The 14,722-nt window shown below is 69.9% G+C and carries 13 protein-coding genes; 4 read left to right on the top strand and 9 right to left on the bottom strand.

Annotation, left to right across the window (positions count from 1 at the left end; translation table 11 throughout):
* Position 1: 1 nt before the first annotated feature.
* The 3 genes from AC5Y4C_RS15640 to AC5Y4C_RS15630 are packed head-to-tail and all read right to left on the bottom strand — an operon-like array spanning position 2 to position 3,602.
* Positions 2-943 carry a phytoene/squalene synthase family protein gene (locus tag AC5Y4C_RS15640; protein ID WP_499904735.1) on the bottom strand — a complete coding sequence of 314 codons (942 nt, stop codon included), beginning with the start codon at positions 941-943 and terminating at the stop codon, positions 2-4.
* Positions 940-2,457 carry a phytoene desaturase family protein gene (gene crtI / locus AC5Y4C_RS15635; RefSeq protein ID WP_499962045.1) on the bottom strand — a complete coding sequence of 506 codons (1,518 nt, stop codon included), beginning with the start codon at positions 2,455-2,457 and terminating at the stop codon, positions 940-942. Before crtI ends, AC5Y4C_RS15640 begins: the two co-directional genes overlap by 4 nt.
* Positions 2,458-2,459: 2 nt before the next feature.
* Positions 2,460-3,602 carry a polyprenyl synthetase family protein gene (locus AC5Y4C_RS15630; protein WP_499961780.1) on the bottom strand — a complete coding sequence of 381 codons (1,143 nt, stop codon included), beginning with the start codon at positions 3,600-3,602 and terminating at the stop codon, positions 2,460-2,462.
* 101 nt (positions 3,603-3,703) lie between these two features.
* Between AC5Y4C_RS15630 and AC5Y4C_RS15625 the strand changes: the two genes are divergently transcribed.
* Positions 3,704-4,615, top strand: a complete 912-nt coding sequence (locus AC5Y4C_RS15625; protein WP_499906268.1) for a DNA-3-methyladenine glycosylase family protein — start codon at positions 3,704-3,706, stop codon at positions 4,613-4,615.
* 75 nt (positions 4,616-4,690) lie between these two features.
* On the top strand, positions 4,691-5,248 hold the full coding sequence (locus tag AC5Y4C_RS15620; RefSeq protein WP_499904740.1) for a Dps family protein: 558 nt from the start codon (positions 4,691-4,693) through the stop codon (positions 5,246-5,248).
* Here the strand turns inward: AC5Y4C_RS15620 and AC5Y4C_RS15615 are convergent, their stop codons facing one another.
* Positions 5,249-6,652: a chloride channel protein gene (locus AC5Y4C_RS15615; RefSeq protein WP_499961782.1), complete on the bottom strand. Its 1,404-nt coding sequence runs from the start codon at positions 6,650-6,652 to the stop codon at positions 5,249-5,251.
* A 95-nt stretch (positions 6,653-6,747) separates the two neighbouring features.
* Between AC5Y4C_RS15615 and AC5Y4C_RS15610 the strand changes: the two genes are divergently transcribed.
* The gene (locus AC5Y4C_RS15610) at positions 6,748-8,187 is read left to right on the top strand and encodes an RNA polymerase sigma factor (RefSeq protein ID WP_499961783.1); all 1,440 of its coding nucleotides are present in this window, start codon (positions 6,748-6,750) and stop codon (positions 8,185-8,187) included.
* A 64-nt stretch (positions 8,188-8,251) separates the two neighbouring features.
* Positions 8,252-10,378: a heavy metal translocating P-type ATPase gene (locus tag AC5Y4C_RS15605; protein ID WP_499961785.1), complete on the top strand. Its 2,127-nt coding sequence runs from the start codon at positions 8,252-8,254 to the stop codon at positions 10,376-10,378.
* A 9-nt stretch (positions 10,379-10,387) separates the two neighbouring features.
* Here the strand turns inward: AC5Y4C_RS15605 and AC5Y4C_RS15600 are convergent, their stop codons facing one another.
* The 5 genes from AC5Y4C_RS15600 to AC5Y4C_RS15580 are packed head-to-tail and all read right to left on the bottom strand — an operon-like array spanning position 10,388 to position 14,672.
* Positions 10,388-10,567 (bottom strand): CsbD family protein, encoded by a 180-nt coding sequence (locus AC5Y4C_RS15600; protein WP_499904752.1) that lies wholly within the window; start codon positions 10,565-10,567, stop codon positions 10,388-10,390.
* Positions 10,568-10,623: 56 nt separating this feature from the next.
* The gene (locus AC5Y4C_RS15595) at positions 10,624-10,881 is read right to left on the bottom strand and encodes an HPr family phosphocarrier protein (RefSeq protein WP_499904755.1); all 258 of its coding nucleotides are present in this window, start codon (positions 10,879-10,881) and stop codon (positions 10,624-10,626) included.
* A 29-nt stretch (positions 10,882-10,910) separates the two neighbouring features.
* On the bottom strand, positions 10,911-12,917 hold the full coding sequence (locus tag AC5Y4C_RS15590) for a PTS fructose transporter subunit IIABC (RefSeq protein WP_499961787.1): 2,007 nt from the start codon (positions 12,915-12,917) through the stop codon (positions 10,911-10,913).
* Between the two features lie 16 nt (positions 12,918-12,933).
* Positions 12,934-13,908: a 1-phosphofructokinase family hexose kinase gene (locus AC5Y4C_RS15585; protein ID WP_499961789.1), complete on the bottom strand. Its 975-nt coding sequence runs from the start codon at positions 13,906-13,908 to the stop codon at positions 12,934-12,936.
* Positions 13,905-14,672 carry a DeoR/GlpR family DNA-binding transcription regulator gene (locus tag AC5Y4C_RS15580; RefSeq protein WP_499913430.1) on the bottom strand — a complete coding sequence of 256 codons (768 nt, stop codon included), beginning with the start codon at positions 14,670-14,672 and terminating at the stop codon, positions 13,905-13,907. The genes AC5Y4C_RS15585 and AC5Y4C_RS15580 overlap by 4 nt, the downstream gene beginning before the upstream one ends.
* Positions 14,673-14,722 lie beyond the last annotated feature (50 nt).

Here is a 14,722-nt window from a genome sequence, read left to right as displayed (position 1 = left end):
GCTACGCGGCCTGCCCGCGCCTCGCCCGCCACGCCTGGATCAGCCCACCACCGGCCACCTGCAGCCGACGCGCGGTGCCCACCCGGGCGCGATGGCTGAACACCGCGAAGTCACTCGCCTCGATGCAGTCGAGGATCTCCGAGTACAGGGTCAGTGCGGTGGCCACGCACGGCCGCGACCACGGCGCCAGCATCTGCACGCCGTCGGCGGCGAACCGGTAGATGCCGCGGGTGATGTCGTGCTGTGCCGACAGCGCCCGGCGCACCCGTGGATCAGTGCGCCGGTGTTGGTGACACCACGTCAACAACTCGCGGTCGACGTCGAACGCGGCGAGCTCGTCGGCCGGCAGGTAGACCCGCTCTCTGGCCAAGTCTTCGTCGACGTCACGCAGGAAGTTGGTGAGCTGAAACGCTTGACCCAGCGCCGCGGCGTAGGGAGCCGCCTCGTCGGCGGGGCCGACCGTGCCGAGGACCGGCAGCAGCTGCAAGCCGATGACTTCCGCCGAGCCGTGCATGTAGCGCTCGAGCGCCGCGCGGTCGGGATAATCGGTGACCGTCAGGTCCATCCGCATCGAAGCCAAGAAGTCGCGAAACAGTTCCGGGGCGATGCCGTAGAACGCCGCGGTGTGGCGCACCGCCGTGAGCACCAGGTCGGTCTCCTCGTCGTCGGCGGTGCCGCCTTCGAAGAAGAGATCCGAAAGGCGTTGCAACCCCGCCTCTTTCGCCTCGGTGTCGAGCGGCGAATTCAGGTCGTCGAGGATGTCGTCGGCCAGCCTGGCGAACCCGTACAACGCATGCACGGCGGGCCGCTGCGCCGGTGTCAGCAGCCGGGTGGCCAAGAAGAATGTGCGGCCGTGGCGGGCGTTCAGGTCGCGGCAGCGGCAATAGGCCATTCGCAGCCGCGGCTGCGTCACCCCTGCTGCGTCGAGCTCGGACCGGATCATGCGTTGCTGCCTTCGGTAGCGATGATCCTTCGTGCGGGCTGCTGCAGCGGTCCGGTGATCCGGTCGGCCGCGAGCCGCCCTGACAGCAACGCGGTGGGCACCCCGACACCCGGCACCGTCGACGAACCCGCGAGCACCGCGTTGGCCACTCCGCGAACGGTGTTGGCAGGCCGGAACGGCCCGGTTTGGGCGAACGTGTGCGCCAAGGCGAACGGCGTGCCCGCCAGCATGCCCTGCCGGGCCCAATCGGCCGGAGTCACCAGATGCAGCAGTTCGGCGTCGTCGCCGACACCGGGAAGTCTGCCCCGCACGGTGTCGAGCAGGCGTGCGGCGTAACCGTCAGCCATGGTGTCCCAATCCACTTGTCCGCGAGCAAGATTCGGCGCCGGAGCCAGGATGTACAGCAGATCCCGACCCGGCGGCGCCAAAGATGCGTCGGTGGCGGTGGGCCGGGTCACCAGCAGTGACGGATCGGTCATCGGTCGGCCGGTGCGGATGATGTCGTCGAAGGTCTGTTCCCACGCGTGCCCGAACAGGATGGTGTGGTGTGCACCGGATTGCACTGCGACGCAGCCGACGTGGGCGACCACGGCCGACGGCGCCGGACGCAGCCGCAACGGCCGGCGCGGTGTGCGACCGAGGAGCCGGTACGTCTGCGGCAGTTCGGTGGTCAGCACCACGGCGTCGCAGGTGATGCGGCTACCGCGCTCGGTGTGGACGGCGCTGACCCGGTCGCCGGACATCTCCAGCGCGGTGACGGCCGACGAGTACTCGAACCGTACGCCGGCGGCAGCGCCCGCCGCGGCGAGCGCGTCGGGCAGCGCCCGCATTCCACCCCGCGGGAAGTAAACGCCGGCAACGGTATCCATGTAGGCGATCACCGCATACACGGCCAGCGCCCGGTGCGGCGGCACGCCGGCATACAGCGACTGGAACGTGAACACCCGCCGCAGCCGCTCGTCGTCGATGAACCGCTGCACCACCCGTGCCCACCGACGAAAGCCGCCGAGCGCTGCCAGTCGCGCGAGTTGCGGCGTGAGCAAGCCCAGCGGTGAGTCGAAGTTGGCGGCGATGAAGCCGTCGAATTCGGTGCGGTACAGCCGAGTCAGCCATTCGCGCAGCCGCAGATAGCCGGCGGCCGCGTCCGGGCCGGCGAATGCTTCGACTTCGGCGGTCATAGCGCCCGCCTCTGTGTGCACGTCGAGCTCGCTGCCGTCGGCGAACGCGGCGTGATAGGCCGGCTGAACTGGAACCAAATCCAATCGGGCAGAACAACTTTCACCCACCGCCGCGAATGTGTCGTCGATGATGTCGGGCATCGTCAGCACTGTCGGGCCGGTGTCCAGCAGATAACCGCGCGCGTCGACGCGACCGACCCGGCCACCTGCAACCGGCTCCCGTTCGACGACGGTCACCTGGCGGCCGCGCCCAGCCAGGTGCAGCGCGGCCGAGAGACCGGCCAGGCCCGCGCCGACCACGACGACGTGGTCTGCGTGCCCTCCGACGGTGCGGATCATCATGCGGTCCGCGCGGTGCAGACGGTCGCCATGTTGGCCAGCGCTGCACGCACCGACTCGTCGATCCGGGTGTCGCCGATCTGCTGACGCGCCGCGGCGACCCGCTCGTCGATCATCTCCTCGATCCACTGCACCGCGCCGGTGGCCACGATCAGCGTCCGCCAGCGGGCGATGTCGTCGTCGTCGATCTCGTCGCTGTGCATCAGTTCGGTGAGCTGGCGGCGGATCGTCGGGTCGGCCATCCGGTGCGCTGCGACGACGACGCTGGTGGCCTTGTGTTCGGACAGGTCGCCGTCGCTGGGCTTGCCGGTGACCGCGGTCGAACCGAAGATCCCCAGCAGGTCGTCGCGCAACTGGAAGGCCTCGCCCACCGCGGCGCCGTAGCCGCCGAGCAGCAGCAGTGTCCGGTTGTCGCAGCCGGCCAGCGTGGCGCCGATTTCCAGGGGGCGGCGCACGGTGTAGTTGCCGGACTTGCGGCGCGCCACGTCGAGCACGTCGTCCAGTGTGGGCAGTCCCCGCGCGTCGTTCACCAGATCCGCGAATTGGCCGACCGCCAATTCGGTGCGCATCGCGTCGTACCGCGGCCAGGCGCGGTTCAGCGCCTCGCCGGGCAGGCCGCTTTCGCGCAGCATCTGCGCGGCCCAGACCAGGCACAAGTCGCCGAGCAGGATGGCGGCCGACTCGCCGAACCGGCGGGCTGAGCCGGACAGCTTGCGGTCGCGGTGCCAGTGGCCGAATTGCACATGGGCCGCGGGTCGGCCGCGGCGCAGCGCCGAGCCGTCCATCACGTCGTCTTGCAGCAACGCGAACGCGTGCAGCAGCTCGAAGCTGGCCGCAGCGCGCAGCGCGCGGTTGTCCTCGGCGGCGCCGCATCGCCAGCCCAGATACGCGAACGTCGAGCGCAGGCACTTGCCGCCCGACACGAACTGCGCCAACACATCGACGGCCACGTCGACACCGGCGCCGGCCAAGTCGGCTGCGCATCGCATGTCGACGAAGTCCTCGACGTGCGTGCGCACCGTGCGGCGGATGCGGTCCCACCACGCGTCGAAAGACTCGGTATCGGAGACGGCGCCCGAGCCGCCGCCGGCGGGCGCGTCGAGCAGCTCGAGCCGCCGCGCGCTCGGACCCCGGAACCCCATCGACCTTTTCTACCCCGTCACCTTGGCGGACAACCAGGCTTCATTACATCGGAGCGGCGCACCGATCGCTCAGCCCGCGCAACGGATGTCACGATTGGTTCATCAAATCCGAATGCAGCGTCACGTTCCCCGCTCCGGCGCGACCGCGGGCCACACTGGACCCGTTGCGACGCGGCCGGGGCGATCCGTGCTTCGTGGTGGCGCCCGACGGAGCGATCTGGCGGACCAGCCTGATGCCGAGCGGCCCGGTGACGGCCCGGATCACGAAGTCGGCGCCGTGCGTAGTGGACTGCGAAGCGTGGGGTGCGGGCGCTGCCGAATTCGCCGACGCGCTGCCGGCGATGCTGGGCCTCGACGACGACGCGGCCGGATTCGCGCCGCAGCACCCGACCATCACCGCGGCCTGGCGCAAGGCGCCGCATCTGCGCCTGGGCCGTACCGGCCGCGTGCTCGAGGCGCTGATTCCTGCGGTGGTGGAGCAGCGGGTCGCCGGCGCGGACGCGTTCCGGTCGTGGCGGGTGCTGGTGACCAAGTACGGCGCACCGGCGCCGGGTCCGGCACCCGCGCGCATGCGGGTGCCGCCGTCGGCTGAGGTCTGGCGGCGCATCCCGTCGTGGGAATTCCACCGCGCCAACGTCGATCCCGGCCGGGCCCGCACGATCGTCGGGTGCGCGCAGCGCGCCCCGGCGCTGGAGCGGTTGACCCGGCGCGGCGCGCACGCGGCCCGCGAGGCGCTGACCTCGCTGCCTGGGGTGGGAGTGTGGACGGCCGCCGAGACCGCGCAACGCGCCTTCGGAGACGCCGACGCACTGTCGGTGGGCGATTACCACCTGGCCCGGGTGATCGGTCGCACGCTGCTCGGATATCCGATCGACGACGCGCAGATGGTGACGCTGCTGGAGCCGCTACGGCCGCACCGGTATCGCGTGGTCCGGCTGCTGGAGGTCAGCGGGTTCGCCCGCTACGAACGTTTCGGCCCGCGGCAGGCGATCAAGAATCTTTCGAAGCTGTAATGGTTCGTTTTCCCCAGGGGCGTCATGGGTAGCCCTTGCTGGACCGAGTCAAGAAACGCAGGACGAGGAGTGGCAATGGGTCAGTTCACTGTTCCGGGCATGTCGGAAAAGCAGGGGGCGGAGGTCGCCGAACTGCTCCAAAAGCAGCTCAGCCGGTACAACGACCTGCACCTGACGCTCAAGCACATCCACTGGAATGTGGTGGGGCCCAACTTCATCGGCGTCCACGAGATGATCGATCCGCAGGTGGCGCTGGTGCGCGGCTACGCCGACGAGGTCGCCGAGCGCATCGCCGCGTTGGGCCACTCGCCGAAGGGCACGCCGGGAGCGATCATCAACGACCGCACATGGGACGACTACTCCGTCGACCGCGACACCGTGCAGGCGCACCTGGCCGCGCTCGACCTCGTGTACAACGGCGTGATCGAAGACACCCGCAAGAACATCGAAAAGCTCGAAGACCTCGACCTGGTCACCCAGGACATGCTGATCGACCACGCCGGTGAGCTGGAGAAGTTCCAGTGGTTCGTGCGAGCGCACCTGGAGAACGCGGGCGGCACGCTGACCCACGAGGGCGAGAAGACCGAGCAAGGCGCAGCGCAGGCAGCGAAGTCGGCCAAGAAGAGCGCCTAACTAGGCGCGGCGCTCTTCGCCGGCGGTCTCGCGGTTGCGCCGCTGCGCCCGGTAGATCGACACGTCGGTACGCGACATCAGCAGGTAGGCGATTCCTACCGCGACCATCGCGCCCGGCAGCACCGAGAACGACGTCGTCATCTCCGCCACCATGATGATCATCGCGAGCGGAGCATGCGCGACGCTGCCGAAGCACGCCATCATGCCGACGACGACGAACACGCCTGGGTTGGTCGGTAAGCCGGGAGCATGCAGGGCGTCCGCGAGCCGCCAGATCGCCGCGCCGGTGAAGGCGCCGATCACCACCCCGGGGCCGAAGATGCCGCCCGAGCCGCCGGTGCCGATCGACAGCGAGGTGGCCACGATTTTGGCCATCGGCAGCAACAGCACCACCCACAGCGGGATCGCCATCAGCGTCTGCGCGGCCGCGGCCTTCTGCGCCCAGCCGTAGCCGCTGGACAGCACCTGGGGCAGCAGCAGCGCGAGGAGCCCGACGGCCAGCCCGCCGGCTGCCGGCTTGATCACAGCGCCGCCGGGCAGCCGCGCGGTCAGCGCGACGGTGCCGTAGAACGTCTTGGCGTACAGGTAGCCCACTGCCGCGGCGACGATCCCCAACACGGCGAACCAGATCAGCTGCAGCGGTTGGTGGAACTGGTAGGACGACGCCACGTCACCGAACAGCGGCTCGAAGCCGAGGATCGAGCCGAACACGGCGTAACCGGTGGCCGACGTGATGAAGCCCGGAATCAGCGAGCGGTAGTCGAAGTCGTCGCGGTAGACGATCGATGCGGCCAGCACGGCACCGCCCAGCGGGGCGCCGAAGATCGCTCCGATGCCCGAGCCGATACCCAGCGACACCGCGATGCGACCGTCCTCGTCGGTCAGGTTGAGCTGGCGGCTGAGCAGCGAGCCGAAGCCCGCCGAGATCTGCGCCGCCGGGCCTTCCCGGCCGCCTGATCCGCCGGAGCCGATGGTCAGCGCGCTGGCGATGGTCTTGACGACGATCGCGCGCCCGCGGATCGCGCGTGGATCGGTGTGGACGGCCGCGATCGCGCTGTCGGTGCCGTGTCCTTCGGCTTCCGGCGCGAACTTGGCCACCAGCACCGCCGACGCCAGCGCTCCGGCGACCGTGACCAGCGGGATCGCCCACGGCCGGGTGAAGCGCGCTGAGCCGGGGTCGGCGCCGTCACCGACGGGTTGGGGGATGTGGTAGTCGGCGAGGTAGCCGAGCAGCACGCGGCCCGCGTAGTCCAGCGCCAGGTAGAACACGACGGCGCCGAGTCCGGCGATGACACCGATCGCGACACCGAGGATCAGCCACTTGCGCAGATAGCCCGCGCGGTTGATCGAGGCGCTGGCCCACTGCCGGGCTCGGCCGGCGGACGAGCGCAGCGAGGCCAGCATGCAGCGGATGCTAGCCGGATTGAACTTCTGCAGATGGCTCCAGCGTGTCCTTGTCGCGAACTACGATCAAAGCGCAGTCAGAGGGGACCACCGCGATGACCGCTCTGCCCGATTGGGACCTCGTCAGCGACGCCGAACTGGCGTCTGCTGCGGCGGGCGGTGACCGTGGCGCGTTCGCGACGATCTACGACCGGTACGCCAACCGGCTGCACGACTTCTGCATCGGCATGCTGCGCGACCGCGACGCCGCTGCGGACTGCGTGCAGGACGTGTTCTGTGCAGCGGCCACGCGGCTTCCACAACTTCGGGAGGCCGACAAGCTGCGGCCGTGGCTGTATGCGATCGCCCGCAACGAGTGCCTGCGCTGCATCCGCGCGCGCAGCCGCGAACGTGCGTCGGACGACTTGCCGGAGGTCGAGTCGACGGATGCCGGCCCGGACACCCTGGCCGCCCGCAGTGAGCTCGCGGACCTGATCGCGGAGGCGGCCGGAGGGCTGTCCGACCGTGACCGTGCGGTGCTGGAGCTGGCCTACCGCCACGGGCTGGACGGTCCCGAACTTGCCGAGGCACTGGGCGTCAGCGCCGCCAACGCGAAGAAGATGGCGCAGCGGCTGCGTGACACCATCGAACGCTCACTGGGTGCGCTGCTGGTGTCGCGTGGCGTGCGCAGCAATCCGGACGCATGCCCCGAGTTGGGTGAGATCCTGGCCGGCTGGGACGGCCAGTTCACGGTGCTGATGCGCAAACGGGTTGCGCGCCATATCGAGTCGTGCCCGGTGTGCGACGAGGAGCGGCGGCGAATGGTCAACCCTGTCGCGCTGCTGGGTGCTGTTCCGGTGTTCATTCCTGCGCCGGCATGGTTGCGCGACCGCACACTGGACCACGTCAACCTCACTTGCGCCAGCACGCCGCTCACTGACGGCGACGAGCCGACGGAACTCGCCGAAGCCGGTGCAGGCGAGGAGCCGACACTCTTCTCGCGGCGCACGGCGCTTCCCGCCGCGCTTGCCGCGCTGGCGCTGCTTCTGGTGCTCGGGCTGACCATCGCGTGGCTTCACCAGCGCAACGAGCACATTGCGCCGGCGAACCTCACCAAGCCCGCGCCGCCGCCCACCGGGCAACTCCAGGCTCCGCGCGTCGTCACGCCGTCACCACCCGGCCCTCCGGCGGCACCGCCGCCGTCGGACGAACTCACCACGACGATCCCCGCCGTGACCACGCTTCCGCCGACGGCGCAGCCATCGGAAGCGCCGCCCGCCGTCACGACGACCGCGTCCGTCGCCCCACCGCCGGCCGGCCCGTCGTCGGGGACATCGGCCGCTCCGGTCTTCACCCCGTCCACGACGCCGGAACAGCCGGAGCCGCCGGCGCCCGTGACCACCACGCCGTCGGTGATCGAGGAGCCGCCTGTGTCCACCACGCCGCCGTCGCCGTCGGCTGGTCCTGTCAAACCCTCCAAGCCGACGATCTCTCGGCCGACCGTGGGGCCGGTGAAACCGCCCACCTCGACGGGCAGCGGTCCGATCATCTACTGACCGGCAATGCGCCCTTGCCCGGCAGCGCCGGGCGCTGATACCCCCTAGGGGTATAGTGAACCGCATGACCGAGCATCACGGGCACCACGAGAACGCGGCCTCGGCCGGCCACTGCGGTGGCGGCCACGGCGACCACAGCGATCACGTCGCGCAATACCGGCGGCTGTTCTGGCTCATGCTGCTGCTCGCCATCCCGACGGTTGCCGCCTCGGGCATGTTCGCGATGATCCTCGGCTACTCACTTCCTGAGCTTCCCTGCCTGCGCTGGGTGTCGCCCGTGCTCGGCACGGTCATCTTCGTCTGGGGTGGCCGGCCGTTCCTCACCGGCGCGGTCAGCGAAATCCGGTCGCGCGCACCGGGAATGATGCTGCTGATCGGGTTGGCGATCGCCGTGGCGTTCATCTCGTCCTGGGGTGCGAGCCTCGGGGTGCTCGGCCATCAACTCGATTTCTGGTGGGAACTCGCGCTGCTGATCGTGATCATGCTGCTGGGCCACTGGATCGAGATGCGGTCGTTGGCGCAAACCAGTTCGGCGCTCGACTCGCTGGCCGCCCTGCTGCCCGACGAAGCCGAGCGCGTCGACGGCGACGCGACCGTACGGGTGGCGCCGGCAGAGCTTCGCGTCGGCGACCTGGTGATCGTGCGACCGGGCGGCAGCGTGCCGGCCGACGGCGAAATCGTCGAAGGAGTCGCCGCGATCGACGAGTCGATGGTGACCGGCGAATCCCGCCCGGTCACCCGGGGACCGGGCGAGCGGGTGGTGGCCGGCACCGTCGCGACCGATTCCGGTCTGCGCATCCGCGTGACGGCGGTCGGCGACGACACCGCACTCGCCGGCATCCAGCGCCTGGTCACCGAGGCGCAGAACTCGTCGTCGCGGGCCCAGCGGCTGGCCGACACCGCGGCCGGCTGGCTGTTCTGGTTCGCGCTGGGCTCGGCGATCATCACCGCTATCGTGTGGGGTTTCATCGGGCACCCCGACCAGGCGGTGATCCGGACCATCACGGTGCTGGTGATCGCCTGCCCGCACGCGCTGGGCCTGGCGATTCCGCTGGTGGTGTCGATCGCCACCGAGCGCGCGGCGCGCGGCGGCGTGCTGGTCAAGGACCGGCTGGCGCTGGAGAGCATGCGCACGGTGGATGCGGTGCTGTTCGACAAGACCGGCACCCTGACCAGGGGGGAGCCGGCCGTCACGGGCATCGCTGCGGCGGTCGGCAGCGCGGAGCAGGTGCTGGCGCTTGCCGCGGCCGCCGAATCCGACAGCGAGCACCCGCTGGCCCGCGCGATCGTCGACGAGGCCCGCCGCCGTGAGTTGTCACTGCCCCGGTGGACCGACTTCACGTCCGCGCCTGCGGTCGGCGTCACCGCGACGGTCGACGGGCGGACCGTCCGCGTCGGTGGGCCGCGCATGCTCGAGGAAGCAGGCCTCGACGAACTGCCGGAGGCGGCGGCCTGGCACGACGAAGGCGCGATCGTGCTGCACGTGGTGGTCGACGGCGAGGTGGTGGGTGCGCTTGCGCTTGCCGACGAGATCCGGCCGGAATCCCGTCAGGCAGTCGACGCGCTGCACCGGCTCGGCCTGCGTGTCGTGATGATCACCGGCGACGCCCCTGCGGTCGCCGATGCGGTGGCCGCGGAGCTGGGCATCGACCGGGTGTTCGCGCGAGTGCGGCCCGAAGACAAGGCCGCGAAAGTCAGCGAACTGCAAAGCGAGGGATACACCGTCGCGATGGTGGGCGACGGTGTCAACGACGCACCGGCGCTGGCGCAGGCCGATGTCGGGATCGCGATCGGTGCGGGCACCGACGTTGCGATCGCCTCGGCGGGCGTCATTCTGGCCAGCTCCGACCCGCGCTCGGTGCTGTCGGTGATCGAACTGTCGAAGGCCACCTACCGCAAGATGAAGCAGAACCTGTGGTGGGCAGCGGGATACAACCTGCTGTCGGTACCGCTGGCAGCCGGTGTGCTGGCGCCGGTGGGTTTTGTGATGCCGATGTCGGTGGGTGCGCTGCTGATGTCGATGTCCACCGTGGTGGTGGCCGTCAATGCCCAGCTGCTGCGCCGGTTGGACCTGAGGCCCGACGCGAGTGTGCGTGCGGTACTGGGTGATTCGGCCGTCGCCGACCGTGGTGAAACGGTGGGTCGTGGCTCGCGCGAAACCAGCACGGAGGCGCCTGTTTCGGCGAGGTGACGCTGCGAGCTAACGCTTCGGGCGGAACGCGTCTTTGATCTTCTCGCCAGCGTCCTTCAAGTGCGATTTCGACTGCTGGCCGCGGCCGCGCGTTTCCATGTCGCGGTCCCCGCTGGCGCGGCCGAGGGCTTCCTTGGCCCGGCCGGCGAATCGGTCGATCTTGTTGCGGACTTTGTCGGCGGCACCCATGGCGATCTCCTCTCGGTGCGTACCGGCATACCCGTCGCCGGCGCGATGAAACAGCGTCAGGCGTCGAGGTCCTGCGCCACGAGCTCGGCGATGGTCTGCACGGCCTGCTCGTCGTCGGATGCCACGGTCACCTGCGCGCCGTTGCCCGCGCCCAGCGTCATGATCATCAGCGCCGAACCCGCGTCCACGGGTTCGCCGCCGTCGACAGACAGCGTCACGGGCGCACCGGCTTTCACGGCGGCATCGGCGATGATCGCCGCGGGCCGGGCGTGCAGCCCGATGGCTGAGCCGACGATCACGGTCTTCGTGTACATGAGCGATTCTCCTTGATTTGCAGGGGGATTCAGGCGGCGGCCAATGCGGGTTCGGCCGCCGACGGCTGCGGTTTGGCGCCGATGAACTGCTTGGCGAAGATCACTGCGACGCCACCCACAGCGGTGCCGGCGGCCAGCGCGACCAAGAACCACACCAGGTTGCCGATCGCGAAGAACACGAAGATGCCGCCGTGCGGCGCCTTGAGCGTCACGTCGAACGCCATCACGAGGGCACCGGTGACCGCTCCGCCGGCCATCATCGACGGAATCACCCGCAACGGGTCGGCCGCCGCGAACGGGATCGCACCTTCGGAGATGAACGACGCACCGAGAAGCCATGCGGCCCTGCCGTTTTCGCGTTCCGGCTCGGTGAACAATCCAGGCCGCACGGTCGATGCCAGTGCCATCGCCAGTGGCGGCACCATTCCCGCGGCCATCACGGCCGCCATGATCCGCAAGGTGGCCGGGTCGGCGACGTTGAGCCCTGCGGTCGCGAACGCGTATGCGGCCTTGTTGACCGGGCCGCCGAGGTCGAAGCACATCATCAGCCCGAGGATGATGCCGAGGATGATCACCGACGTTCCAGACATTCCGTTGAGCCAGTTGGTCAGGCTCGTGGTGACCCACGCCAGCGGCCGGCCGAGAAGCAGGAACATCGACAGCCCGACGATCATCGTCGCGAACAGCGGGATGACCACGACCGGCATCAGGCCGCGAAACCATTCCGGCACAGTGAGCCTGCTGATCCACAGCGCGACGAACCCGGCGATCAGCCCGCCGACGATACCGCCGATGAACCCGGCGCCCACGAACACTGCGACCGCGCCCGCGGTGAAACCAGGGGCCAGCCCAGGCCGGTCGGCGATCGCGAACGCGATGTAGCCCGCGAGCGCGGGGACCAGGAATGCGAACGCCAGTTTGCCGAGCGCGAAGAGCACAGCGCCCAGATACTTCAGCAGCCCGCCGTCGGGAAGATCGGTCAGCGAGTTGGTTCTGGCGATGATGTTGCCGAGCGTGTCGGTGGCACCGCTTGGTGTATTGGCGATTTCGTAGCCGCCGAACAAAAAGCCCAACGCGATCAGCAGACCGCCCGCGGCGACGAACGGAATCATGTAGCTCACCCCGGTGAGCAAGATCTGCCGGGTGCGGGTGCCCCACCCGACACCGCCCGCCGCAGCGGCTTCAGGTGTTCCGTCACCGGGGGCGGCCTGCACCCGTGCGGCGGCGGGGTTGGCTGCAGCCGAGACTGCTTCGGCGATCATCCGGTCCGGTTCGTTGATCGCCCGCTTGACGCCGGAGGCGACGACCGGCTTGCCGGCGAACCGCTGCCGGTCTTTGACGCCGACATCGGTGGCGAAGATGACCGCGTCGGCGTCGGCGATCTCCTGGGACGACAGCGGGGTGCTGCCGGATGAGCCCTGCGTCTCCACAGACAGCGTCACACCGGCCCGCTTGGCGGCGGCGGACAACGCGTCGGCGGCCATGTACGTGTGCGCGATGCCGGTGGGGCACGCCGTCACGGCGACGACCGACTTGCGTTGTGCCGCAGGCTGTTCGGTGGGTGGAGCCGCGGCAGCTGGTGCCGGCTTCACCACACTCTCGACGAGCCGCACCACGTCGTCGCGGCTCGATGCCCCGCGCAGCGACTCGACGAACTCAGGCCGCACCAGCGCGCGAGCCAGGCTGGACAGCAGCTTCATGTGCTCCGAACCGCCCGCCTCCGGCGCGGCGATCATGAACACAAGATCTGCCGGACCGTCGGGAGCGCCGAAGTCCACCGGCGGCTGCAGCCGCGCGAAACCGATCGACGCGGTGCCCACGTGTGGCGAACGGGCGTGCGGGATCGCGATGCCGCCGGGCAAGCCGGTCGCCGACTGCGCCTCGCGGGCCATGATCGCGGTGACCAGACCGTCAGCGTCGGTGGCGCGCCCGGTGTCGGCGAGTTGCCGGGCGAGCCGGCCGATCACCGCCTCCTTGTCCGCGCCGGCGTCGGCGTCGAGCAACACCAGGTCGGGGCTGATGATCGATTCGGGCATAGCGATACCTTCGGTGCTAGTTGACGGGCTGACGGGCGATCGGGTGCACGGTCACCGCGTCGACGTCGACGTCGTTCGGTGCCGGCAATGCAGACCCGGGCAGCGACGCGGCCGCGCTGCCGTAGGCGACGGCGGTGCGCAACCGGTCCGGTGCGTCGGCCCCGGCCGCGTCGGCGTAGAGATAACCGGCGAGCGAGGCGTCGCCGGCACCCACCGTGCTGCGCACGGCGATCGGGGGAGCAGCGGCCACCCAGGCGCCGGTCTGGTCGACCAGCACCGCGCCGGCAGCGCCAAGGGTCGCGAGCACCGCGCACCCGCTGTGGTCGACGATCTGGCAGGCAGCCGCGACCACCGGCTCTAAATTGCCTTGTGCCGCAGCGTCTTCCATCGCCACAGCGGATGACCCTGTGATGCTCGCGAGTTCCTCGGCGTTCGGCTTCACCAGATCTGGCGCAGCACTTGCGAACGCGGACGCCAACGCGGCCAGCGGCTCGTCGGAGGTGTCGACGGCGACGCGGCAGGCCAGCGGCGCCAACAGCGAGACGACATCGGCATACCAGCCGGGCGGCACGCCCGGCGGCAGCGACCCGGACAACACCACCCACGATGCCCGCTCGGCGGCCTGCACGACGGCTGCGGTCAACGCGTCGACCGTCGCGGCGTCCAGGGTTGGCCCGCGTTCGTTGAGTTTGGTTGTGGTGCCGTCGAATTCGGTCACGGCCACGTTCATCCGCACTGCCGCGCCACAGGGGATCGCGCGGTAGCTCAGGCCGATTGCGTCCAGTGCCGCCAGCAGAGGATCGCCGGCGGCGGCCGGCAGCACCGCGAGCGCGTCGACACCGGCCAGCGTCAGTGTCCGCGCGACGTTGACGCCCTTGCCGCCCGGTTCGACCGTTACCGATGCCACCCGGTGCACGGCGCCGCGGACCAGTGGCGAGTCGACCGTGACGGTCCGGTCGATGCTCGGGTTCGGGGTGACGGTGACGATCATGCGACGACGACCTCGACTCCCCGGTCGACGAACCGGGTGCGGTCGGCGTCGGACAGCTCGGCGTCGGTGACGAGCACGTCGACCCGGTCGATCGGCGCGAAGCTCATCAGGTCTTCCCGGCCGATCTTCGAGGAGTCGGCCACCACGACGACGTAGTTCGCGGCGCGGATCATCGCCCGCTTGACTGCCGCCTCGTCGCTGTCGGGGGTGGAAAGCCCATGCTCGACGGTGATGCCGTTGGTGCCGATGAACGCGACGTCGACGCGCAGCGTGTCCAGCAGCCGCAACGTCGGCTCCCCGACCGCAGCCTGGGTGAGGCCGCGGACCCGGCCGCCGAGTAGCTGCAGCGTGACCGACGGCATGGCGGCCAGCCGGGCTGCGATGGGTACCGAGTTGGTGACGACGACGAACTCGCGGTCTGTGGGCATCTGCGCGGCGATCCGGCCGGTGGTGGTCCCGGCGTCGAGCAGCACGCTGCCGCCGGTGGCCGGCAGATAGTCGAGCGCGGCGCGCGCGATCGCGTCCTTGTGGCCGGCGCGGGTGGTTTCGCGTTCCACGACGCCGGGCTCCACCACATGCAGGGCGCGGGCGGGGACCGCGCCGCCGTGGACCCGGCGCAGGATGCCGGCGCGGTCCAGCGCGGCGAGGTCGCGACGCACGGTCTCGGTGGTGACGTCGTAGGCCTGGGCCAGGTCGGCCACTGACGCCCGCCCCCTACTCATCACCAGCGAGGCGATGGCCTGCTGCCGTTCTTCCGGATACACCTGCGTTCCCTGTGGGGTCGTCTGCGATCAACTTGGATATATGTGGTTTT

It is taken from the genome of Mycobacterium sp. NGS35 (genome assembly GCF_059812855.1).
The sequence above is the reverse complement of the archived record's forward strand: the minus strand, read 5'-3'. Positions and strand labels throughout refer to the sequence as shown.